Origin of the sequence: Szabonella alba, assembly GCF_016765775.1 — a bacterium.
In the GTDB taxonomy this organism is placed as follows: domain Bacteria; phylum Pseudomonadota; class Alphaproteobacteria; order Rhodobacterales; family Rhodobacteraceae; genus Szabonella; species Szabonella alba.
Map to the genome: position 1 here is coordinate 93,546 of NZ_JAESVN010000002.1, position 23,239 is coordinate 116,784.

Below are 23,239 nucleotides of genomic sequence, written 5' to 3' on the forward strand. Positions count from 1 at the left end.
GGGCAACCTTGGGGACACCCTGCCATGACCTCTGGCTTTCCCGAAATCTGGGACACCCGCGCCTTCGGCCGCGCGCTCGATCAGGCCTTCAACGGCATTGTCGCGCAATGGGGCGAGACGCTGGAACTGACCTTCATGCCGGTTCTGCGTTTCATCACCGGACTGGAGCGGGGGCTGCAATACCTGCCCTGGTGGATGGTTGTGCTGGCCTTCTGCCTCATCACCTGGGCCGCCGCGCGGCGCTGGCAACCGGTGGCTGCCGTGGCCGTTCTGCTGGTGCTTCTGGGCCTTCTGGGCATCTGGGACGCGGCCATGGCGACGGTGGCGCTGATGCTGGCCGCGACCGTGCTGTCGGTGCTGATCGGCATGCCCGTGGGCATTGCCATGGCACGATCCGACAGGTTGCGGCGCGGAATGCTGCCGGTGCTGGACATCATGCAGACCATGCCGATCTTCGTTTACCTAATCCCCTTTGTCATGCTGTTCGGCCCCGGCAAGATCCCGGCGCTTCTGGCCACGATCGTCTTTGCCATACCGCCGGTGATCCGCCTGACCGATCTGGGCATCCGGCAGGTCGATCCCGAGATCGTCGAGGCCAGCCGCGCCTTCGGGGCATCGCCCCGGCAACAATTGTGGACCGTGCAGGTGCCGCTGGCGATGCCCACGATCATGGCAGGCATCAACCAGACCACGATGATGGCCCTGTCGATGGTTGTCATCGCCTCGATGATCGGGGCAGGCGGGCTTGGCTATCAGGTCTTGCAGGGCATCCAGCGGCTTGAGGTCAGCCGCGGCCTGATCGCGGGGCTGGGAATCGTGCTGTTGGCCATCATCTTCGACCGCATGGCGCAATCCTATGGCCGCCGCGTGCAGGCCAACCTGCATCGGGAGGGCATGTGATGCAGGCCGTCAAGATCCGCGTCGACTCTGTCTCCAAGGTCTTTGGCAGTGATCCGAAGGCCGCACTGGCCAGGGTCGAGGCCGGGATGGACAAGACCCGTCTGCTGGAGGAAACCGACCATGTGCTGGGCCTGCACGATATCAATCTTGAAATCCGCACCGGCGAGACCTTTGTCATCATGGGTCTGTCAGGGTCGGGCAAAAGCACGCTGATCCGGCATTTCAACCGTCTGATCGAACCGACGGGCGGGCGCATCCTCTTTGATGGCGAGGATATCCTGGGCTATGACGAGGCCCGCCTGCGCACCTTCCGGCGGCGCAAGATGGCCATGGTGTTCCAGCGCTTTGCCTTGCTGCCGCATCGGACCGTGATCGAGAATGTCATGTATGGCCCCCTTCTGGACGGGATGGCCAAGGCCGCCGTACGCGCGCGGGCCGAGGCGCAGATCGCGCTGGTCGGACTTTCGGGATTTGAAGCGAGCTATCCCGCGCAGCTTTCGGGCGGGATGCAGCAGCGCGTCGGCCTGGCCCGGGCCCTGGCGACCGATGCCGAAGTCCTGCTGATGGACGAGGCGTTTTCCGCCCTCGACCCGCTGATCCGGAATGACATGCAGATGCAGCTGAAGGATCTGCAGGGGCGGCTGGGCAAGACCATTGTCTTCATCACCCATGATCTGGATGAGGCCCTGCTGCTGGGCGATCATATCGCCATCCTGAAGGACGGCACGCTGCGGCAGGTCGGCACCGGGGCCGATATCCTGCGGGCCCCTGCGGATGACTATGTCGCGCGCTTTGTCCGCGATGTGAACCGGGCGCGTATCCTGCAATGCGGCGCCCTTGCCGATGCCACGATGATCCCCCTGCCCGGCACCCCCGAGATTGCCGCCGAGGCAACGCTCGAAGCGGCCTTTGCCGTCTTTGCAGACGGGGCGGATTGCGTCGCCGTTCGCGGGTCGGACGGGCGGATCACGGGCGCATTGACACCTCGGAAACTGATGGAAGCCTTGGCACGGTCCTGACCGCTGCCAGAATGGCCTGACCACTGCCAGAATGGGACGAAGAACATGAAACTAGAAACGCGGAACTTCATCGCCGGAACGTGGCGTGACGGGGCAGCGGTCGCAGAGAACCGCAACCCGTCCGATCTGGCGGATGTGATCGGCCAGTTTGCCCAGGGCACGGCGGCAGATGTGGATGAGGCGCTTGCCGCCGCCCGCGCCGCACAGCCGAAATGGGGGGCAGCGGGCATCCAGAAGCGTCACGACGTGCTGATGTCCATCGGCACCGAACTGATGGCCCGTGCGGCAGAGATCGGCGCGCTGCTGTCGCGTGAGGAGGGCAAGCCGCTGGCCGAAGGCAAGGGCGAGGTCTACCGCGCGGGCCAGTTCTTCACCTGGTTCGCGGCAGAGGCGCTGCGCCTGCAGGGCGATCAGGCCGAAAGCGTGCGACCGGGCGTCGAGATCGAGGTGCGCCGTGAACCGGCGGGGGTCGTGGCGCTGGTCACACCATGGAACTTTCCGGTGGCGACCCCTGCATGGAAGATTGCCCCCGCGCTGGCCTATGGCAATGCCGTGGTGTGGAAACCCGCCAACCTGACCCCCGCCTCGGCCGTGGCGCTGGCCGAAATCATCGCGCGTGCGGACATGCCCGCCGGGACGTTCAATCTGGTCATGGGCCCGGGCCGCGATGTGGGGGACCATCTGGTCGGCCATGCGGATGTCGATGCGGTCAGCTTCACCGGATCAGTCGAGGTCGGAAAGGGCATCGCCGCGCGTGTTCTGGACAACCGTGCCAGATTGCAGATGGAAATGGGTTCGAAGAATCCCATGCTGATCATGGATGATTGCGATCTCGACCTGGCCATCGCCCATGCCGCCAATGCGGCCTTTGGCGGAACAGGGCAGAAATGCACCGCCGCATCGCGTCTGATCGTTCATGCGAAAGTGCTGGACGCCTTCACCGAAGGTCTGGTCAAGGCGGCCGAGGCGCTGAAGGTCGGCCATGCCTTTGCCGAAGGCACGCAGATCGGTCCAGTGGTCAGCGAAGGGCAATTGCGCGGCAATCTCGACTGGATTGCGCGCGGCCGGGCCGAGGGGGCCGAGCTTCTGACAGGGGGGGGTCGGCTGGAACGGCCGACAGAGGGGCATTTCATGGCCCCCGCCATCTTTGCCCGGACGCGCAATGACATGGCCCTGAACCGTGAGGAAATGTTTGCGCCGATCACCTGCATCATCCCTGCCGACAGCTATGCCGAGGCGCTGTCCATTGCCAATGACTCCCCCTTTGGCCTGACAGGCGGCATCATGACCCGAAGCCTGGCCCGGGCCGCGCATTTCCGGGCCAATATGCGCGCGGGCTGCGTCATGGTGAACCTGCCGACAGCAGGCACCGATTACCATGTGCCCTTTGGTGGCCGTGGCATGTCCTCCTTTGGCCCGCGCGAGCAGGGGCGCTATGCGGCCGAGTTCTTCACCACCGTCAAGACATCCTACATGGCGGCGGGGCAACCGGAATGAGCTACCTGATCGACGGGCTGCAATATTCCAACTGGTCCGAGGGTATCTTTCGCCAGTTGCGGTCGGGCGGGGTGGACGCGGTCCATGTCACGCTGGTCTATCACGAGAATTTTCGCGAAACCGTCGCCCGGATCGAATGCTGGAACCGCTGGTTCGAACGCTGGCCCGACCTGATCTTTCAGGGCTTTGCCGCCGAGGATCTGGCCCTAGCCCGCGCAACGGGCCGCACCGCGGTTTTCTTCGGCGCGCAGAACCCCAGCTGCATCGAGGATGATATCGGTCTGGTTCAGGTGCTGCACCGGCTGGGCCTGCGCTTCATGCAGCTGAGTTACAACAACCAGTCGCTTCTTGCCACGGGCTGCTATGAGGCCGAGGACACCGGCCTGACCCGCATGGGCCGGGAAGTGGTGACAGAAATGAACCGGGTGGGCATGGTCGTGGACATGAGCCATTCCAGCGAACGCTCGACGCTTGCGGCGCTGGAACATTCAACCCGCCCGATTGCGGTAACCCATGCAAATCCGGCGGCCTGGCATCCGGCGCGTCGCAACAAGTCGGATGCGGTGATCGGCGCCCTTGCGGAAACCGGCGGGATGCTGGGATTCTCGCTTTATCCGCATCATCTCAGGGGCGGCAGTGCCTGTGAGATGGCCGATTTCTGTGGCATGATCGCCCGGACTGCGGAACGGCACGGGACAGATTTCCTCGGGATCGGCACCGATCTTTGTCAGGACCAGCCTGACAGCGTGGTTGAATGGATGCGCACGGGACGCTGGACCAAATCGGTCGATTTTGGCGAAGGCAGCAGGGAGGCGCCAGGTTTTCCGGACATGCCGGGCTGGTTTCGGGACAATCGCGATCTGGGCAATCTTCGCGGCGGATTGCAGGCCGTCGGCTTTTCGGGCGAGGAGGTGACGGCGATCATGGGCGGGAACTGGGCGCGCTTTTTTGCAACATCTTTCGGGACGGCCGGGCTGGACGAGGTGGAGCGGGCAGCAGAATGAACAGGATGGATCCCGACCAGCGGACCGATGCGCCGGACTTGCGCGGCCCCGATCTGGTGATGCGCCTGTCGCGCATGGGATCGGCCCATCCGATGCGGCTTTCCTTCCTGCGCGTGCTCTTGCGCCGTATCGCGCGTGAGGGGTGGCATTTTGACCGCCCGGTCTGGCAGGTGGATGGTCATGGCATCGGCCGCGCGGTCTATCGCGCGCGGGGACCGGAAAGAACCTACAGCCTTGTCGCCTTCGCGCATCATCTGCCGGATGAGATGCGCTCTGACCGGGTGATCGCCACCGCCTGGGACGCGACCTTTGCGCTTGTCGATGGCGAGGCCGGGCCGGATGACCTTGACCGTCTGGCCGCCAATGTGCCGCTGCAAGAGGCCGGGCGGATCAGCGGGAAAGAGCTTTGCCTCAGCCGTGCCAATCGCTCGGTCCGGCTGTTCGCGCATGTGGTGGACCGGCTGTCCCGGGGCCTGCAGCCCGATGCCGCCGAGATTGACGCGGTGGGCTATCTGATGCGGACGACCGCCGTTTATGGCTCGGGCAAGTTCGGTGCAGCCGACCGCGAGGAGATCAGCGACCGGCCAGAGATGAAAGCCCCGTTTCAGGCCGAAATGCTGTCGGTCTGGCTGATCCGCGCCTTTACTGTGGATATTGCCGAACATCTTGCACAGGTCCGCGCACAGGTCTGCGGCGGCCCCGATGCTGTCCGGCTTGACCGGGATCTGCGGCGCCGGCTGGGGGTTGGCAATTCCACCGGCCTTGGCATGGCGCCTTTCCTCGTGCGGCATCCGGCGCTGCTGAATGCCTGGATGACCGCACGCGAAACGGCGCTGGCGCGGGTCCGGGCACTGCCGGATGCCGGACCGGCAGAACTGGCCGCCTTCGACAGCGCCCTGACCGCAGCCCGGCAGAATGCCGATCTGTGGCACAGCACGCATCCGGCCCAACTGGCAAAGCTGGCCCTGCTGCGCGCCGACCTTGCGCGTCTGGCCGATCATGTCGGGTCCGGTTGGCGCATCGGGGCGCCCCGGCCCTGGGATGCGTTGTGGTCATGGGGCGCGGCGCTTTTGTCCGAGGAAGGGCAGGAATGTCTGCTGGCGCTGATGCTGGAACCGCATGGCGCCCTAGTCGATGATCTGGCCGACCGGCTCGATACCGATGAACCGCCCTGCTTTGCCATCGACGGGGCAATGACAGTCGGACAGCTGCGCAGATTACTGGCCGCAGATTATGGCTGGACCCGCCGGTTCGATTTCGCCGATCAGGCGCAGACGGCGCGTTTCTGGTATGTCTCCGAGGAGAAGCTGGAACCGCGCCTCGGGAATCGTCATGCCGAGGCCGGACAGGAGCGGGAAAAACCGCTTGGCATCGCCCGGGCGGTTGCCACCCTGCAGGAGGCGCTGGCGGATCGCGCGGATGCGGAACGGCTGGCGTCCTTTCTGCTGGCCCATCCTGAACACCGCCATACGGTGCGGCGCATTCAGATGCTGCAGGGCCTGCCCTATGCCGAGATCCGCGACAACCTGCTGGACGAGGGCATGCTGCCCATCGACATCCTGCGCTGCAAGCTTGCCTTTTTTGGCGCAACCCGCTTTGACCCCCGGTCCGACCGGTGGGTGCGGATCAGCCTGTTTCAGGACATGCCCTATCCTGATGAGATCTGCGCATGACAGAAACCGTGACACTTGCGCATTCGGAACTGCGCGGCCTGATCACCAAGGCTGCACGCGGCGCAGGGCTCAGCTGGGGCTTGGCGGAAGAGGCAGGCTGGGCCGCCGAATGGCTGGCCCGGCGCGGAATGCCCGCCGCCGACTGGGCGACGCTCTGGCTGGCCGACCGGATGGCGGGGGCGATCAGCCCGGTTGAAATCGGCGTTTCGCTGGCCGATGCCTGCATGGACGACCCTGCAACTGCACATCGCGCACTGCCGGACGGCCTTGCGGCACCCGGCTATCTCTTGCCCTTCCTGCATCGGATCGCCGGGGGCGGCCCTGAGCTGTCGATCATCTCGGCGCAGGGTCTGGTCGCGCGCGTTTCCGCTGCGGGTGAGGTCGTGTTCGGACAGGGATGGCACCCGCGACCGACGGGCTGGCGCCTGTCCGCAACTGTCAACGCGGAACCCCGACCGGGCTTGGCCCGGCGACCCGTGGTATCGCGTTCGGTTATCGAATGCCTGGAAGATCTGGCGCTGCGCACGACGGTTCCGCGTTCGGAGACCTCCCGCCATGATGCAGGTTCATCGGGCAGCGACAACGACTGACCCGCGCTGTCATGCGATCCATTCGATCAGTGCGGTTGGTCGCGTCGATCCTTGCCGTCTTCGGAACGGCGGCCCCGGCAGCCAGCCCATCCATCATAGGCGCGACGATACTTTTGTCGCTCCACCGCGTCCAGCGCTCACAGCGGGTCCTGGCCGGGCCATCCTTCGTCGGTGCGTCGCAGCTAGGCCCCGCCGGGCAGCGCGGCAAAGCCGGGGTCAAGGCGGCGCGCGGTCTCGGCCTCGGCCAGCAGCCAGTCGCGGAACTGCGGCAGATGCGGATGCTCAATCCGGTCGGGCCATGAAATCAGGTGAAACGCCTCACGCGCGGCCAGTTCCAGCGGGAAGGGCTGCGCCAGCCGCCCCGCCACCACAAGGGGGGCGGCCATCGAACTGCGCCCCAGCGTGACGCCACCGCCTGCCGCCGCCACCTCAAGCGCCATCAGCGAGGTGTCGAAATGCAGCCCCGCCCCGGAATCGACCCGCGCCGCCCCGGCAGCGGCCAGCCATGTCGGCCAGCCCTCCTGAAACCCCAGCACATGCAGCAGACGTTCCGCCGCCAGATCATCGGGATGGGCCAGCCGAGCCGCCACGGATGGCGCGCAAAGCGGCGTCATGCGGTCCCAGCACAGACGATCCGCCCGGCAGCCCGTCCATTGCCCGTGACCATAGCGGATATCCAGATCCACGCGTTCAGCCTCGGAATCCCCGCTCCAGACCGAGGTGACCAGCCGGACGGGAACCTTCGAGCGGTCCAGAAAGCCCGGCATCCGGGGGGCCAGCCAGTTGACGGCAAAGCCGATGGGCGCCCGCAGCGTCAGGATCTCGGCGCGGCGGTTGCCAAAGACCTCAAGCGTGCCATCGGCCAGACGTTCGAACCCGTCCTGCACTTTCGGCAGATAGGAGGCCCCGGCCTTGGTCAGCAACAGACTGCGCGCGCGGCGTTCAAACAGCGCCTCCCCCAGCTGCCCCTCCAGCAGCTTGACCTGTTTGGACACCGCCGATTGCGTCAGGTTCAGCTCCTGCGCGGCAAGGGTGAAACTGAGATGCCGGGCAGAGGCCTCAAAGGCGCGCAGCCAGGGCAGAGGGGGAAGACGCAGAACCATGGCGGGCATCCGGGGGGTGAGGGAGGCCCAGAATGACCGGGACGGGGCGGGTGTCAATCGGGAGGGAGGGGAGAGGGAGCCTTATTTTGACGATACATCGCGTTCTGGCTTTCTGAAAATTGTTCGGTAGAATTGTGTTGGTCAAATATCTCACGAAACCACATTGGAGAATTGAATGTCTTACGAAGCCGAGAAGCCACATGAAATTCCCGATGATCTTTTCGAATGCGTCATCTATCTTAAGAACACAATTATTGGCCTCACCACTGAAGGTGGGTCAGAAGCGGGTTATAAACTAGCTCGCGAGAGGTTGATGAACGAATTAACATGCAAGCGCTTACTTCCTACTTTTGTTCGACACTCGAACGATGCCAGTTCTGTTAAATCTGCATTGATGAGCGTAGCCAGCGGCCCCGGATCGTGGGCCGTGCGTCGCGGGCATGTAAACGATTCATTTGAACCGCTCTTGGCCTACCTCGAAGCTGGAGCGGGAGCCGCCGACAACACGATTACAGAAGGTCTCACCGGGTATGATGCCCCAGCGATACAAGCGTACTGGGCCAAGGCTTTGGAAAGGCGATCAAGCGATCCGGATGGCGCTGTGACAGCAGCAAGCACCCTTATCGAGGAAGTTTGCAAACATATCATTGAGGATAGCGGTGGCGAATGGGACAGGAAATGGAATATGCCAAAGCTATATGCTGAAGCATCAAGAGTCATGAACCTTGCACCAAACCAGCACCAAGAAGACGTGTTCAAAACAATTCTGGGAAACTGCCAGAGCGTAGTTCAGACCATAGGATCCCTGCGCAACAAGGGCGGTGATGCACATGCTGGTGGACGTTTGCGCGTGCCATTTAAGCCGCGTCACGCAGCGTTGACAGTTAACCTCGCGGGCTCGATGGCATTGTTCCTGATTGAAACTTGGAAAGCGAGAAATGAGAACGTTGTCATTAAAAATAACTGAATTGACTGCCCCTCAAATTACTAGGAAATAGCCTACTGACAGGCTTCAAACATCCCCCCTCAGAAATCCAGATCCGTATAATGCGCCGCGGCCGGAAAACCCGGCACCTGATCGGCCAGCAGCGGGCGGAAGGAGGGGCGCGATTTGATCTTCGCATACCAGTCCTTCACATTGGCGCTGCGGTTCCAGTCCACATCCGAGATGTAATCCAGACAGGACAGATGTGCGGCGGCGGTGAAATCGGCCAAAGTCATCGCATCGCCCGCCAGCCAGCGGCGCTGATCCAGCAGCCATGCCATGTAATCAAGATGATACTTGATGCGTGAGGCGCCGAATTTCACCGCGCGGCTGTCGGGATAGCCCTGCCCCATGATCTTCTTGTTGACCCGTTCATACAGCAGTTTCGACGTCACTTCCTCATGGAACTTGTCATCGAACCAGGCACAGATGCGGCGCACCTCGAACCGGCCTTCGGCATCGCGGGGCATCAGGGGGGGCTGGGGCACGGTTTCCTCAAGCCATTCGCAGATCGCCTGACTTTCGGCCATCACGCGGCCATCGGTTTTCAGCACCGGCACCTTGCCCGCCGGGTTGCGGCGCAGGAAATCGGCCGAAGGCTCCCAATAGCGTTCCTCGACCAGTTCCACCTCAAGCTTCTTTTCCGCCAGCGTCAGGCGCACCTTGCGGCAGAAGGGTGAGAGTGGAAAATGATAGAGGCGGTTCATGCCTTTGGCCCTTCGTCTCTGATGGTTCTACATAGCCGCGCGGGGTGGCGCAGTTCAATCCTCGAAACAGGCGGCGCGCCCGTCTGCGCGGATCGTTTCCGCCCCGTCGACAATCGAGGCGGATCGCCTGCGCAGGAAATCGCCGGGTCTTGCAGGGTCGCGGCCCTTGGGATCGGGCAGGATCGCGGCCAGACGCGCGGCCTGCACCGGGGTCAGGTCCGAAGGCTCGACCTGAAAATGCCGGGCCGCCGCCGCCTTGATCCCGAAGATCCCCTCGCCGAATTCCGCGACATTGAGATAGACCTCAAGAATGCGCCGCTTGCTCCAGACGGTTTCGACCACCGGGGTCAGCAGCGCCTCGGCGGCCTTGCGGGTATAGTTTCGTCCATGCCACAGAAACACGTTCTTGACCACCTGCTGGCTGAGCGTCGAGGCCCCGCGATTGCCGCCCGCGTCAATCGCCTGCCGGATCGCGCCCATGTCGAACCCCCAATGCAGGCAGAAATTCGCATCCTCCGCCGCCACGACCGACCGCGCCATGACCGGGGCGATGTCATCCCAGTCTACCCAGTCCTGCGTGACACCGCCCAACCGGCGGCTTTCCTGCATCATGTAGATATTGGTCGGCGGGTTCACGACCGCGAACAGCAGCACCAGCGCCAGAACCGCCAGAGCCAGCCCGGCCAGACCCCGCAGCAGCAGCCGCCGCCAGCGGGGCCAGAGGCCGCCTTTCGCAGGGGTCTTGGTCTTTCTCGCCGCGCGTTTCGCCATATCCCCTTTAGCCATGAAGGCGGGGGCGGGGCAAGGGTGGCGGCGTTGGGTGGCGGGGCGGCTGGCGGGGTGCCGCCCGGGTTCCGGCAGGGGTGCCGGTCAGGCCGCGCACAGGATCTGGGCCTCACGCGCGGTGGGGATCACCCGCGCCGTGCGCCGATCGGTCAGCCCGTCCCGGCTTGCCAGTTCGGGGAAAAGCGCCAGAATTTCCCGCGCGGTTGCACTGTCGCCCTGCAGGATGATCTCACCCGGATGCAGACTTTCGGACGCGGCCCCCTCGGCAAAGACGATTTCATGCCGGTCGAACAGCAGATGCAGATAGGTGATCCGGGTCCGTTCCACCCGGCGGATCGTATCGCCGTTCAGCAAATGCTTCGCGGCGACCAGCACCTCGGCCTCTCCAAAGAAAAGTTCGGCCCGCCAGCCCTCGACCAGCATGCGGTGATTGGGCGAAACCAGCAGCGCCCGCCGGTTTCCCAGCACGCCGGGGGCAAAGCGGATCGGGGCATGTTCGCCCTGCGCGGGCACCGTCGTGCAGCCAAGCCAGCGCAGCGGTTGCAGGCCGTTGTCGCGCGTCACGATCAGGTCACCGGCTTGCAGATCTTCGACCGCCACCGGACCCGAGGCGCTTTCGATCCGCGTTCCGGCGGTGAAACAGGGCACCGCCCCGACCTGATATTCGGTCGATTCATTGACGAAGGTCGAGGACCGGAAGCGCACTGATTGCAGGTTTGTGCCATCGGTCGCCATGAACAGCGCCGGACCGCCCGCGATGTAATAGGTCACGCCGGTAATCGTATAGGTCGGCCCGCCCGATGTATTGCGCACGGTGATCGTGTCGCCGACCCAGACATCGGTGATGGTGTAACCGGCAATCCGGTCACCCCCGGTGCCGCGCAGAAATCCGTCATCGTTCTGGTCAACGACATTCAGAGTCATCGGGTTCAGTTGCGTGTTCGAACCGGGCGGATTGCCCGGATCGACCACATAGAAGGTAAAACTGTAATTCGTCGGCATCGCCGCCCCCGCGAAATCATTGTTTCCGTATCGCGGTCGATTAAGTCTTTTTTAGGCAAGGCCTGTGCCGATTGTATGATTACGGAACTTTGGCCTGCCGTCAGCGCTGAAAACCGGAAAGGCCCCCGCCATGGCAGGGGCCTGTCCGGTCTTGCGGGATGCGGGCGGGCGTTGCGCCCGCCGCGCGTCATTCGGCCGGGACGCGGATATCCTCGGGCGACAGCGGATGCGGGATCTTGCCCAGCATCTCCTTGGGGCAGGCCTGCAGGAAATTGCCCCGCGCCTCCTCCCAGTGATCCAGCAGACGCCGCGCCTTGGCCGACCCCGTTTCGGCCACATGGCGTTCGATCAGGCCCCTCAGCTGCGCCTCCCAATGCGGGTGGCTGACCGTGCAGGTGACAAGGCTTTCAAGGTTCATGAATTCCTCGGCAACGCCATCGGGATCGTAAAGATAGGCCATACCACCCGTCATCCCCGCCCCGAAATTCGCACCGATCCGGCCAAGGATCACCGCAACACCGCCGGTCATGTATTCACAACCATTGGTGCCGCAGCCCTCGATCACCACCGAGGCGCCCGAGTTGCGCACCGCAAACCGTTCGCCCGCGCGACCCGCAGCGAACAGCTTGCCACCCGTCGCGCCGTACAGCACGGTATTGCCGATGATCGTGTTTTCCGAGGCCTCCAGCGGTGACGACATCGACGGGCGCACAACGATCAACCCGCCCGAAAGCCCCTTGCCGACATAGTCATTGGCATCGCCCTGCACCTCGATCTTCAGACCCTGCACAGCGAATGCCCCAAGGCTTTGCCCGCAGGATCCTGACAGTTTCACCGTCAGGTGATCCTCCTGCAGCGTGTTGCGCATGCCGAACTGCCGCACGATATGGCTTGAGGCGCGCGTGCCGATGGTGCGGTGGGTGTTCCGCACGGCATAGGACAGCTGCATCTTCTCACCATCCTCAAAGAAGCGGTGCCCGTCCTTGATGATCTCGGCATCCAGCGTATCGGGCACCGCATTGCGCGGCTTTGAACGGTCATAGGTTATGCGATGCGCCCCATCGACCGTGATCAGCAGCGGGTTCAGGTCCAGATCATCCAGATGCGCCGAACCCCGCGAAACCTGCGTCAGCAGATCCGCCCGGCCGATGATCTCATCAATCGAACGCGCGCCCAGACCGGCAAGGATTTCCCGCACTTCCTGCGCGTAGAAGGTGATGAGGTTCACCACCTTGTCGGCATTGCCGGTGAATTTCTGGCGCAGCGCCTCATTCTGGGTGCAGACGCCCACCGGACAGGTGTTCGACTGGCATTGCCGAACCATGATGCAGCCCATGGCGATCAGGGCCGCCGTGCCGATGCCATATTCCTCGGCCCCCATCATCGCCGCCATGACGATATCGCGGCCCGTGCGCAGGCCGCCATCGGTGCGCAGCGTGATCCGGTCGCGCAGGTTGTTCATCGACAGAACCTGATGCGCCTCGGTCAGCCCCATTTCCCAGGGCAGACCGGCATATTTGATGGATGTCGCGGGGCTGGCCCCGGTCCCGCCATTATGGCCCGAAATCAGGATGATATCGGCCTTGGCCTTGGCCACGCCCGCCGCAATCGTGCCGACACCCGAGCTTGAGACCAGTTTCACCGTGACCTTTGCGCGCGGGTTGATCTGCTTCAGGTCATAGATCAGCTGCGCCAGATCCTCGATGGAATAGATGTCATGATGCGGCGGCGGCGAAATCAGCGTGACCCCTTGCGTCGAATGGCGCAGCCGCGCGATCAGCGCCGTGACCTTCATGCCCGGCAACTGCCCGCCCTCACCCGGCTTGGCACCCTGCGCCACCTTGATTTCCAGTTCTTCGCAGGCGTTCAGGTATTCCGCCGTTACGCCGAACCGGCCCGATGCAACCTGCTTGATCTTGGCCGACGGATTGTCGCCATTCGCCTCGGGCAGGAAATGCGCCGGATCCTCGCCGCCCTCACCGCTGTCGGATTTCGCGCCGATGCGGTTCATCGCGACGTTCAGCGTCTTATGCGCCTCGGGCGACAGCGCCCCCAGCGACATCCCCGGCGTCACGAACCGCTTGCGGATCGAGGTGATCGATTCCACCTCCTCGATCGGCACCGGCTTGCCCAAGGGCTTGATGTCCAACAGATCGCGGATATGGATCGGCGGATTGGCCCGCATCGCCGCTGAATACTGCTTCCACAGGTCATAGCTGGCGCGGTCACAGGCAGATTGCAACATATGCATGGTCTGCGCTTCCCAGGCGTGTTTTTCACCCGACCGCCGCGCCTTGTAGATGCCGCCGATGGGCAGCACATCCGCGCCCCCCAGCCAGCCCCTGGCATGAACCTCCTCCAGCTTGTGCTGGATACCGCTGACCCCGATGCCCGAAATCCGGCTGTGCATGCCGGGGAAATATTCCGCGACCATGGCACGGCTCAACCCCACCGCCTCAAAGTTCAGACCACCGCGATAGGAGGAGACGACCGAAATCCCCATCTTGGACATGATCTTCAGCAATCCGGCATCCACCGCATCGCGATAGCGCCGCGTCGCATCGGTCAGGCTGCCCTCCAGCAAGCCGCGCGCAATCCGGTCGGCGATGCTGTCCTGCGCAAGGTAAGCGTTCACCGTGGTCGCGCCGCATCCGATCAGCACCGCGAAATAATGCGGGTCGATACATTCGGCGGACCGCACATTGACCGAACAGAAGGTCCGCAGCCCCTTGCGCGTCAGCCAGCTATGCACGGCCGATGTCGCAAGGATCATCGGCATCGCCACCTTGTCAGTGCCCTGATGTTCATCGGTCAGCACCAGATGCCCGGCACCGGACCGCACGGCATCCTCGGCCTCGGCCCGGATGCGTTCCAGCCCCAGACGCAGCGCATCCGGACCAGCCGCGAAGGTGCAGTCGATATGGACGACCTGTTCGCCAAAATGCTCCACCATCACCTTGAATTCGGCATTGGCGATGAACGGGCTTTCCAGCACCAGAATCTCGGTCTGGCTGGAATTTTCATCCAGCACGTTCTTGAGGTTCCCGAACCGCGTCTTGAGGCTCATCACCCGGCTTTCGCGAAGGCTGTCGATGGGCGGGTTCGTCACCTGACTGAAATTCTGCCGGAAGAAATGCGACAACGGCCGGTAGATCGAGGACAGAACCGCGGCAGGCGTGTCATCGCCCATCGAGGCGATCATTTCCTTTCCATCCTCGGCCATCGGCAGCAGGACCTGTTCCAGTTCCTCAAGGCTGTAGCCTGCGGCGATCTGGCGGCGGCGCAGTTCGGCCCCCGTGAAATCGGGTTCTTCGGGCACTTCGCGCAGCAGCGCGTTCAGGTCCACCACCTTCTCGATCCACTCGCCATAAGGGTTCGCCCCCGACAGCCGGTCCTTCATCTGGGCGTCGTGGTACAGTTTACCCTCGACCATATCGACGGCAATCATCTGCCCCGGCCCCAGCGCGCCCTTTTCGCGCACGGTGGTTTCATCCACCGGCACCATGCCCGCCTCGGACCCGGCAATCAGCAGCCCGTCGCCGGTGACGACATAGCGCATCGGGCGCAGCCCGTTGCGGTCAAGTCCGCCGCAGACCCAGCGGCCATCGGTCATGGCCAGTGCTGCCGGTCCGTCCCAGGGTTCCATCACCGCGTTGCAATAGGCATACATATCCGCCCAGGCCTGCGGCATGTCGGTTGTGGTCTTCGACCATGCCTCGGGCACCAGCATGGTCTTGGCCATCGGTGCAGAACGCCCCGACCGCACCAGAACCTCAAACACCGCGTCCAGCGCGCCGCTGTCCGATGACCCGGACGGGATGATCGGTTTGATATCCTCGGCGGCCTCGCCGAAATTGTTCGACGCCATGCGGATCTCATGGCTGCGCATCCAGTTGACGTTGCCCTTCAGCGTGTTGATCTCGCCGTTATGGGCAAGCATCCGGAAGGGCTGCGCCAGCCACCATTGCGGGAAGGTGTTGGTGCTGTAACGCTGGTGATAGATGGCAAAAGCGGATTCGAACCGCTCATCCATCAGGTCGGGATAGAAGACGGCGACCTGTTCGGCCAGCATCATGCCCTTGTAGATGATCGACCGGCAGGACAGGCTGCACAGGTAAAGCCCCGCGATCTGTGCCGCAATCGCCGCCTTCTCGATCCGGCGGCGGATGATGTAAAGTTCCCGCTCGAACTGTTCGGCGTCGATTTCCTTGTCGCAGCGGATCAGGATCTGTTCGATCTCGGGCCGGGTCGCATTGGCCTTTTCACCCAGCACGGCGGTTTCCACCGGCACATGCCGCCAGCCATAGATGTAATGACCCATGCGCAGCACTTCGGTTTCCACGATGGTCCGGCAGCGTTCCTGCGCGCCGAAATCGGTGCGCGGCAGAAAGACCTGACCGACCGCGATCAGCTTGCCCATATCCGGCTCATGCCCCGTGCGGCGCACCTGATCGTAGAAGAATTTCACCGGGATCTGCACATGGATGCCCGCGCCGTCGCCGGTCTTGCCATCGGCATCGACCGCGCCCCGGTGCCAGACCGCTTTCAGCGCGGCAATCCCGTTCTCGACCACCTTGCGCGACGGCTTGCCCGAGATGGAGACGACCAGACCGACCCCGCAAGAGGCATGTTCGTCATCGGCCTTGTAGAGGCCGTTGGCATCCAGAAAGGCGCGCTTGGCTTCCTCGGCGGCAACCCATGCTTCGTCATACCGCGTCATTGGACCTCTCCTTCATCCGTGCTGCCGACAGCGGCCCAGAACTCCGCCTCGGTGGTTTTGCGCGAGTCACATGCGAATGTGATGGCGTCGGGTTTCTTGTCGTAGAACAGTTCATGCTCGATCGTCATGCCGGACAGGTCATCCAGCAGACCGGCGGCGATGAAATGCGTCAGCACCTCATCGGGAATGGTCAGATGATACCAAAGAGAGGACCCGCAGATCCGGCAGAAACAGCGTTCCGCCCAGTCCGAGGACCGGTAGGCCGCGACGTTTTCGGCACCCTCGATGGTCAGCGCATCTTCGGACACGCCAAAGGCGACCGAGGCCGATCCGTTCCAGCGGCGGCAACTGCTGCAATGGCAGACGCCCAGCTTTTCGGGGCGTTCGGCCACGGTGATCCGCACCGCGCCGCACAGGCAGTGACCCGAAACAGTGTTCATTTCGTCAAACCCTCCCGCATATCGCTGATCATGGATGCATAAGCCTCATTCGGGGTCAGTGACCAGGCGCTGGCCTCACCGTTTTCCCAGGCCATCAGCCAGACCGCGTGCTGCATCTCGAATGTTGCCTGATCCACCTCGAAAGGGGCGGCCACGGTCATTTCACCATCGAAGGCCGCCGATTCCCAGAACGGTGCATGGCTCATCACCGGGGTATCGGGCAGGCCGGTCGTGACGACCAGACTGGCCACGGGCTGGCGCGCATCGCGGCCCAGATCTGTGGGCAGATCGACCCGACCGATCCAGATATGCACCGGATCATGACCGTCCTGATGACAGGTGTAGAAGCCGCCCATCACAAGCTCAATCGACATGACGCCCCCCTTGAATGGCCTTGACCGGACGATAGGAGGACAGCACCGCATCACATTCATAAAGCGGTTCAGTCGAGAAGAACCCCGGCTCTCCGGGATTTATGAACTGCACCGGGCTGCCATCGACCGGCAACCATTCCCCCGATCCGCCATCCCATTCCGACGGGCCCGCGAAGAACAGCCGCCAATCGGCATGGATATATTCCCGGCCCCGCGTGCGGCGCAGGATGCTGTCGGCAGGATCGGTCTCGGTGAATTCGAATTGGGTTTCCTGCAGGGCGACCCCGTCGATGGTGACGGTCCGCCCGGTCAAACGGTCGAAACCGCGCACATTGCTGCGCTGCCCGTTATCCTTGCTGAGCGAAAATTCGAACGTATCCACCCCGGATGCCAGCAATTCACTGAAAGAGGCCGGATCGCTTGCCCCCGCATCCAGCGTCTGGCGCGTCACAGGGTTCATGTCGAAACTTTCGACCCATTGCCCTTCGGCGTCGATGCGCGAGGCGAAGAACAGCCCTTCCTGATCGAAATCGGCGCGCCACTGGTCGCCCGGGGCGTCATGCGCGCATTTGTAGAAATTCGACACCCGGCAGGCACGCGCCTGCACGGTCAGCCATCCGGTGCAGCCTTCAGGTGGGTTGAAGGACCCCGCCGCAGCCGGAAGCGGCGCGACAAGAAGAAGCGACAGGGCAAGGGCAAGTCTCATCGTCATTGTCCTTCTGATCAGAAAATTCCGGCCCTGATCCGGGCCGGAATGCGCGCGGGGTCTATTCCGCAGCCACCACCGCGCCCTGCGCCAGATAGTTGAGAATCGCATCGGCGGCCTCACGCCCGTCGCGGATCGCCCAGACCACAAGGCTGGCACCGCGCACGATATCGCCCACTGCATAGACACCGGGCAGATTGGTCGCATGGGTCTGGAAATCGGCGCGCACCGTGCCCCAGCGCGTCACCTTCAGATCCGGCTGTTCCCACTGCGCAGGCAGATCCTCGGGCTCGAACCCCAGCGCCATGATGACCAGATCGGCGGGTTCGACATAATCGGCCCCCTCGATCAGTTCCGGGGACTGGCGGCCCGTGGCATCGGGCGGCCCAAGGCGCATGCGCTGAACCATGACGCCCTCGACCTGCGCGCCGCCGGTAAAGCCTTTGGGGGCTGCCAGCCAGACGAACTCAACACCCTCTTCCTCGGCATTCTGGGTTTCGCGCTGGCTGCCGGGCATATTGGCGCGGTCGCGGCGATACAGGCATTTGACCGAAGTCGCACCTTCACGGATCGCGGTGCGCACGCAATCCATTGCCGTGTCGCCACCGCCGATCACCACCACGCGCTTGCCTTCCGCGTTCAGCCGCTCGGCATCGGCCTGCGGCAGGTCATCGCCAAAGCCCTTGCGGTTCGACGCGGTCAGATAGTCCAGCGCCGCAACAACGCCGCCTGCCCCGACGCCCGGCACGGCCAGATCGCGCGCCTTGTAGACGCCCGTCGCAATCAGCACGGCATCATGCTGCCCCCGGATCGCATCGAAGGAGATGTCCTGACCGACATTGCAGTTCAGCACGAATTGCACACCGCCGTTTTCCAGCTGCGCGATACGCTGCATCACCACCGGCTTTTCCAGCTTGAAGCCCGGAATGCCATAGGTCATCAGCCCGCCCGCGCGGTCATAGCGGTCATAGACCGTGACCTGCACGCCGCGCCGCCGCAGCACATCGGCCGCCGCCAGCCCCCCCGGACCCGCGCCGATGATGCCCACACTTTCAGCGCGTTCCTTGGCGGGTTTGATCGGTTTCACCCAGCCCATTTCCCAGGCGGTATCGGTCAGGAATTTCTCGACCGAGCCAATGGTGACAGTGCCATGGCCGGATTTCTCGATCACGCAATTGCCTTCGCACAGCCGGTCCTGCGGGCAGATGCGGCCGCAGATTTCGGGGAAGGTGTTGGTGGCCTGACTGAGTTCGTAAGCCTCTTGCAGGCGACCCTCGGCGGTGAGGCGCAGCCAGTCGGGAATGTTGTTGTGCAGCGGGCAATGCGACTGACAATAGGGCACGCCGCATTGGCTGCAGCGGGCGGACTGTTCCTCGGCCTTGTCGGTCGCATAGTCACGGTAAATCTCATGGAAATCCTGCGAGCGCAGGTCCGGGGGGCGCTTTTCCGGCATTTCCCGCGCAACGGTGACAAAGCGGAGCATCCGTTCCTTGGCCATGCCTCAAGCCTCCCTGGCAATTTGCTGAGGAGCGTTTGATACTGCGCGTCAAAGGGAAATAAAAGTCAGCATGACTGACCTATATGCGGGAATTTTGCGCGAAAGGTCAGGATTGCTGCCTGAAATTTCAAAATTTAGGTAAGTCTTGCTTACCTATACCGTCAAAACCCCAGTGAAAGAGCGATCAGGGCAAGACATCCGACAATGATTCGCCACCAGCCGAACAGCGCGTAACCATGGCGGGAAACATAGCCCAGCAGGGATTTCACCACGATGACGGCGGCGAGGAAGGCCGCGACAAAACCGATGGCAATTTCAGTCCAGGCAGATCCGTCCAGTGCTGCGTGATTCTTCCACAGGTCATAGGTGAAAGCCCCGGCCATGGTCGGCATCGACAGAAAGAAGGAAAATTCCGCCGCCGCCCGCTTTGACAGCCCAAGGCTGAGCCCGCCGACGATGGTGGCGCCGGAGCGCGAGACGCCGGGGATCATCGCAAGACACTGGATGAACCCGATTTTCAGCGCGGTAGTCAGCGGCACCTCCATTGCATCCTGCACGCGCGGTTCGGGCGCAAGACGGTCGATCAGCAACAGCACCACACCCCCGGCAATCAGCATCACTGCGATCAGACGGGGACTTTCGAACAGGACCGTCTTGATGAAATCATGCGCCAGAACCCCGATCACCGCCGCCGGAAGAAAGGCGATCAGCACCGAAAGGATGGTGCGCCGCGCTGCCGGATCCTGCGGTGCGCGGGAAAACACATCCCACAGCTTTGCCGCATAGACCGACAGCACCGCCAGCACAGCGCCAAGCTGGATCACCACCTCAAAGCTGCGTCCAGTGCTTTCAAACCCGATAAAATGGCCCGCCAGCAGCAGATGCCCGGTCGAGGAGACGGGAATGAACTCGGTCAGACCCTCCAGCACGCCCAGAAACAGGGCGGCCATGGTGGTATCGGCCATGCGCTATCCTTTCGCGGGTCAGGTCTTGGCAAAGGTCAGACCTTGCGCAGGTTCCGCGCCGAATCCTTGATCGCCTTGTATTGGCCGGAAGGGCGGAAACGCCACAGATATTCGGGCAGCACCGCATCCATCGCCATGGGCGTGATGCCCAGTTCGGCAAAGCCCATGGCGCCGTCAGACACCACATTGTCATGGCGCAGCGACGTCACCTGATCGCGGGTGATGACCCCGTTGCGGATCAGACCCCCGGTCAGGAAGCTCAGGAAATCGAACGCCCCGCCGATGATATTGGCGACGAAGAAGGGCAGGTTCAGCACCAGCCTGCGGCGATGGATCACTTCCAGCATCCGCCCGATCAGCCCACGGAACGTGTCGGCCTCGGGGCCGCCCAGTTCATAGATGCCCGGAGCGGCCCTGCCAGTTGCGCCCAGAACGGCGGCCTGCGCCACATCATCGACATGCACCGGCTGGAACCGGGTGTCGGCGCCCACGACAGGCAGGATCGGGCCGAACTGTGCCATTCCGGCGAAACGGTTGAAGAAATGGTCCTCGGTCCCGAAAATCACCGAGGGGCGCAGGATGACGGCATTTGGGAATGCCGCAAGAATCTCGGCCTCCCCCTTGCCCTTACTGCGGGAATAATCGCTGTCCGATGCCGGATCGGCCCCGATCGAGGACAGGTGCACCAGATGGGCAACCCCGGTTTGGGCCGCGATCCGTGCGATACGGGCTGCGCCCTCGGTCTGAACGGCGTCGAAATTGTTGCGCCCGCGCCGGTCGAAGGTGCCGACGCAGTTCACCACCGCATCCGCCCCGGCCATGGTGGCCCGGACCGAGGCCTCATCGCGGATATTGCACAGCACAGGTTCGACCTGCCCGACCACGCCGTAAGGACGGACATGCATGGCCTCATTCGGGCGGCGCACCGCAACCCGGACGCGCCAGCCTTCCTGCGCCATGCGACGCGCGATGTAACGCCCGACAAAGCCGGAGCCGCCATAAATCGTGACCAGCCTGCCCATTCCATCCGCCTTTCGTGCCGAAAATCCCATGCTGCCTGAATACCGCCCCCTCTGCCCGCGAACAAGCGTCAAAAGCCGTGACGAATTTTCCATCAGCCCCCGTTGACAGTCCTGCGGCACCTCTTTACATCGCGGCTCACGACATCGCCCAGATGGCGGAATTGGTAGACGCGCACGGTTCAGGTCCGTGTGCCGCAAGGCGTGGAGGTTCGAGTCCTCTTCTGGGCACCAATACTACCGGCGAAAAGCCGCGCAGCCCATGGCAGCGCGGCTTTTGCAATTTCCGCCCTCATATTGCGCGACTTCATATCGCGCGATTTCCGGCACCTGCGGGGAGAATCTCTTCGACGTCCCGTCCTGCCAGGACCGGGGGTTCAGAACGTATCCGCCACCCGGTCCCATGCGTTCAGCAGATGACGCTCCATCACCGCACCCAGTGCATTGCCGTCGCGCTGCATCAGGGCGGCCATCATCTCTTCATGCTCTCCGACCGAGGCCGCCCAGAGATCGGGATTGCGGTTGCCCATGAAGCGGATGCGCTTCAGTCGGGCCTGCAGGTTGCCCTGCGTCTCGATCAGCGCAGAATTGCCGGTCAACGCTGTCAGTTGCGTGTGGAATTCCTGATTGAGCTTGTAATAAGGCATCCGATCCCGGATGGCATAAAAGCCCATCATCCGGTCATGCAGATCCGACAGCCCCGCCAGATCGGCATCGGTCGCGCGCTTGCAGACCAGTTCTGCCGCAAAGGATTCCAGCCGCGCCAGCAGTTCCAGCATCGAGAAGATATCTTCGCGGCTGAGCTTGCGCACATGCGCGCCGCGTGATGGCCGGATCACGACCAGCCCTTCGGCGGCCAGCGTGCGCAGCGCCTCCCGGAACGGGGTGCGCGACACGCCCAGTTGCTCGACCAGCCGCGCCTCGTCAATGCGTGTCCCCGGTTCCAGATGCCCCTCGATAATCAGATCCCTGATCCGGTCGGCGACCTGATCGTGCAGGGTTTCCTTGCGGATCGTGAAGGTACTTCCGGGGGCAATCACACTGTCATTCATCGGGAACTCCGGCCAAGACTGGCCGCCAGATTAGAAAATCCATACTTGCAAAGCTAGGCGTAAATTTTGTATACATAATACAAATAGGGGGGACTCATGATCCAGAATCCAAGAATGGCCATGGCCATCGGGGACGGTGGCGGGATCGGGCCGGAACTTGCGGCCCGTGTTCTGGCAGATGAAACGGCCAATCCGGGCGACCTGATCGTCTTCGGGGATGCGCGCCTGCTGGAGCGCGGCGCGGCACAGGCAGGGCTGGACCTTTCGCTGCCCGTTCTGGGCCTTGACGCGCTGTCCGGCACGCTGCCTGACGGGTCTTTCCTTGTCGATCTGGCCAATGCCGATCCGGCGGAAATCGCGGTGGGGGAGGCCAGCCTTGCGGGCGGGCGCGGTGCGTTGCAGAATTTTGCGGCAGCACTGCTGACGGCCAAGGCCGGGCTGGCGGATGCGGTGTTCTTCACGCCTTTCAACAAATACGCGATGCGGCTGGCCCATCCGTCCTATGTGGATGAGATCGGGTTCATCAAATCCACCATCAACTCCACCCGCTCAGGCCGCGAATTCAACGTGCTTGACGAGGTGTGGAACGCCCGCGTCACGTCCCATATCCCGTTGCGCGAAGTTGCCGATGCACTGAGCGTGGACCGCATTTTCGACAGTCTGAAACTCACCGTCGAGGTGATGGAGGGCGCAGGCTATACACGGCCCCGGATCGGGGTTGCGGCCCTGAATCCCCATGCCGGCGACGGGCGCAATTTCGGCACCGAGGATGATGACATCATCCATCCGGCAGTGCTGCGCGCGCAGGCCGAACAGTTCGCGGTCGAAGGGCCGATTCCGTCAGACACGGTGTTCGTGCGCGCGCTGAAAGGCGAGTACGACGCCGTCATGACCATGTATCATGATCAGGGCCAGATCGCGATGAAACTGCTTGGCTTCGACCGGGGCGTGACCCTGATCGCGGGCTATGGCTTTCCCATCGTTACCCCGGCCCATGGCACCGCCTATGACATTGCGGGGCAGGGCAAGGCGGATACCGGCGCCACGTTCAACGCCGCAGCCCTTGGCCGGAAACTGGCCGCGATGGAACGTGCGCGCGGTGACCGGATCCGCAGCGCCGAGGGGCTGGCCGACCAGATCGGCGCCCTGCTGACGGCACCGCAAGCCGCCTGAGCGCGGCCTGACCGCAACCCCGGGGG

General features: G+C 63.2%; 20 protein-coding genes and 1 tRNA gene. 9 read left to right on the forward strand and 12 right to left on the reverse strand.

The window, feature by feature from the left end:
* The first annotated feature begins 24 nt into the window (after positions 1 to 24).
* The 6 genes from JL811_RS04905 to JL811_RS04930 are packed head-to-tail and all read left to right on the forward strand — an operon-like array spanning position 25 to position 6,683.
* Positions 25 to 900 (forward strand): ABC transporter permease, encoded by an 876-nt coding sequence (locus JL811_RS04905; RefSeq protein ID WP_202687366.1) that lies wholly within the window; start codon positions 25 to 27, stop codon positions 898 to 900.
* Positions 900 to 1,919 carry a quaternary amine ABC transporter ATP-binding protein gene (locus JL811_RS04910; protein ID WP_202687368.1) on the forward strand — a complete coding sequence of 340 codons (1,020 nt, stop codon included), beginning with the start codon at positions 900 to 902 and terminating at the stop codon, positions 1,917 to 1,919. Before JL811_RS04905 ends, JL811_RS04910 begins: the two co-directional genes overlap by 1 nt.
* Positions 1,920 to 1,964: 45 nt before the next feature.
* Positions 1,965 to 3,416, forward strand: a complete 1,452-nt coding sequence (locus JL811_RS04915) for an aldehyde dehydrogenase family protein (RefSeq protein WP_202687370.1) — start codon at positions 1,965 to 1,967, stop codon at positions 3,414 to 3,416.
* Positions 3,413 to 4,420 carry a membrane dipeptidase gene (locus JL811_RS04920; protein WP_202687372.1) on the forward strand — a complete coding sequence of 336 codons (1,008 nt, stop codon included), beginning with the start codon at positions 3,413 to 3,415 and terminating at the stop codon, positions 4,418 to 4,420. The genes JL811_RS04915 and JL811_RS04920 overlap by 4 nt, the downstream gene beginning before the upstream one ends.
* A complete protein-coding gene (locus JL811_RS04925) occupies positions 4,417 to 6,093 on the forward strand; it encodes a hypothetical protein (RefSeq protein WP_420496763.1) in 1,677 nt (558 codons plus the stop codon). The genes JL811_RS04920 and JL811_RS04925 overlap by 4 nt, the downstream gene beginning before the upstream one ends.
* Positions 6,090 to 6,683 carry a DUF3726 domain-containing protein gene (locus JL811_RS04930; RefSeq protein ID WP_202687374.1) on the forward strand — a complete coding sequence of 198 codons (594 nt, stop codon included), beginning with the start codon at positions 6,090 to 6,092 and terminating at the stop codon, positions 6,681 to 6,683. The genes JL811_RS04925 and JL811_RS04930 overlap by 4 nt, the downstream gene beginning before the upstream one ends.
* Positions 6,684 to 6,865: 182 nt before the next feature.
* Here the strand turns inward: JL811_RS04930 and JL811_RS04935 are convergent, their stop codons facing one another.
* Complete coding sequence (locus tag JL811_RS04935) at positions 6,866 to 7,786, reverse strand: LysR family transcriptional regulator (RefSeq protein ID WP_237684816.1); 921 nt, start codon at positions 7,784 to 7,786, stop codon at positions 6,866 to 6,868.
* Positions 7,787 to 7,961: 175 nt separating this feature from the next.
* On the opposite strand from JL811_RS04935, the gene JL811_RS04940 reads away from it, so the two are divergent.
* The gene (locus tag JL811_RS04940) at positions 7,962 to 8,753 is read left to right on the forward strand and encodes an abortive infection family protein (RefSeq protein ID WP_202687378.1); all 792 of its coding nucleotides are present in this window, start codon (positions 7,962 to 7,964) and stop codon (positions 8,751 to 8,753) included.
* Positions 8,754 to 8,812: 59 nt separating this feature from the next.
* Here JL811_RS04940 and fzlA read toward each other — a convergent pair whose 3' ends face one another.
* The 10 genes from fzlA to JL811_RS04990 form a co-directional block, all read right to left on the reverse strand.
* Positions 8,813 to 9,478 (reverse strand): FtsZ-binding protein FzlA, encoded by a 666-nt coding sequence (fzlA, locus tag JL811_RS04945; protein WP_202687380.1) that lies wholly within the window; start codon positions 9,476 to 9,478, stop codon positions 8,813 to 8,815.
* Between the two features lie 54 nt (positions 9,479 to 9,532).
* The gene (gene mtgA / locus JL811_RS04950; RefSeq protein WP_202687382.1) at positions 9,533 to 10,249 is read right to left on the reverse strand and encodes a monofunctional biosynthetic peptidoglycan transglycosylase; all 717 of its coding nucleotides are present in this window, start codon (positions 10,247 to 10,249) and stop codon (positions 9,533 to 9,535) included.
* A 99-nt stretch (positions 10,250 to 10,348) separates the two neighbouring features.
* Positions 10,349 to 11,266, reverse strand: a complete 918-nt coding sequence (locus JL811_RS04955) for a Hint domain-containing protein (RefSeq protein WP_202687384.1) — start codon at positions 11,264 to 11,266, stop codon at positions 10,349 to 10,351.
* 187 nt (positions 11,267 to 11,453) lie between these two features.
* Positions 11,454 to 15,986: a glutamate synthase large subunit gene (gene gltB, locus JL811_RS04960; protein ID WP_202687386.1), complete on the reverse strand. Its 4,533-nt coding sequence runs from the start codon at positions 15,984 to 15,986 to the stop codon at positions 11,454 to 11,456.
* Positions 15,983 to 16,426, reverse strand: a complete 444-nt coding sequence (locus JL811_RS04965) for a GFA family protein (protein WP_202687388.1) — start codon at positions 16,424 to 16,426, stop codon at positions 15,983 to 15,985. Before JL811_RS04965 ends, gltB begins: the two co-directional genes overlap by 4 nt.
* Positions 16,423 to 16,800 carry a hypothetical protein gene (locus JL811_RS04970; protein ID WP_202687390.1) on the reverse strand — a complete coding sequence of 126 codons (378 nt, stop codon included), beginning with the start codon at positions 16,798 to 16,800 and terminating at the stop codon, positions 16,423 to 16,425. The genes JL811_RS04965 and JL811_RS04970 overlap by 4 nt, the downstream gene beginning before the upstream one ends.
* Positions 16,790 to 17,506, reverse strand: coding sequence for a hypothetical protein (locus JL811_RS04975; RefSeq protein ID WP_237684817.1), 717 nt, complete (start codon positions 17,504 to 17,506; stop codon positions 16,790 to 16,792). The genes JL811_RS04970 and JL811_RS04975 overlap by 11 nt, the downstream gene beginning before the upstream one ends.
* 61 nt (positions 17,507 to 17,567) lie before the next feature.
* Complete coding sequence (locus JL811_RS04980) at positions 17,568 to 19,004, reverse strand: NAD(P)-dependent oxidoreductase (RefSeq protein ID WP_202687394.1); 1,437 nt, start codon at positions 19,002 to 19,004, stop codon at positions 17,568 to 17,570.
* A gap of 161 nt (positions 19,005 to 19,165) precedes the next feature.
* Positions 19,166 to 19,969, reverse strand: coding sequence for an undecaprenyl-diphosphate phosphatase (locus tag JL811_RS04985; protein WP_202687396.1), 804 nt, complete (start codon positions 19,967 to 19,969; stop codon positions 19,166 to 19,168).
* A 35-nt stretch (positions 19,970 to 20,004) separates the two neighbouring features.
* Positions 20,005 to 20,991, reverse strand: coding sequence for a complex I NDUFA9 subunit family protein (locus JL811_RS04990; protein ID WP_202687398.1), 987 nt, complete (start codon positions 20,989 to 20,991; stop codon positions 20,005 to 20,007).
* A gap of 146 nt (positions 20,992 to 21,137) precedes the next feature.
* Between JL811_RS04990 and JL811_RS04995 the strand changes: the two genes are divergently transcribed.
* A tRNA-Leu gene (locus tag JL811_RS04995) sits at positions 21,138 to 21,222 on the forward strand.
* 143 nt (positions 21,223 to 21,365) lie between these two features.
* Here JL811_RS04995 and JL811_RS05000 read toward each other — a convergent pair.
* Positions 21,366 to 22,040, reverse strand: a complete 675-nt coding sequence (locus JL811_RS05000; RefSeq protein ID WP_202687400.1) for a GntR family transcriptional regulator — start codon at positions 22,038 to 22,040, stop codon at positions 21,366 to 21,368.
* A 96-nt stretch (positions 22,041 to 22,136) separates the two neighbouring features.
* Here JL811_RS05000 and JL811_RS05005 point away from each other — a divergent pair, with 96 nt between their 5' ends.
* Positions 22,137 to 23,213, forward strand: coding sequence for a 4-hydroxythreonine-4-phosphate dehydrogenase PdxA (locus JL811_RS05005; RefSeq protein WP_202687402.1), 1,077 nt, complete (start codon positions 22,137 to 22,139; stop codon positions 23,211 to 23,213).
* Positions 23,214 to 23,239 lie beyond the last annotated feature (26 nt).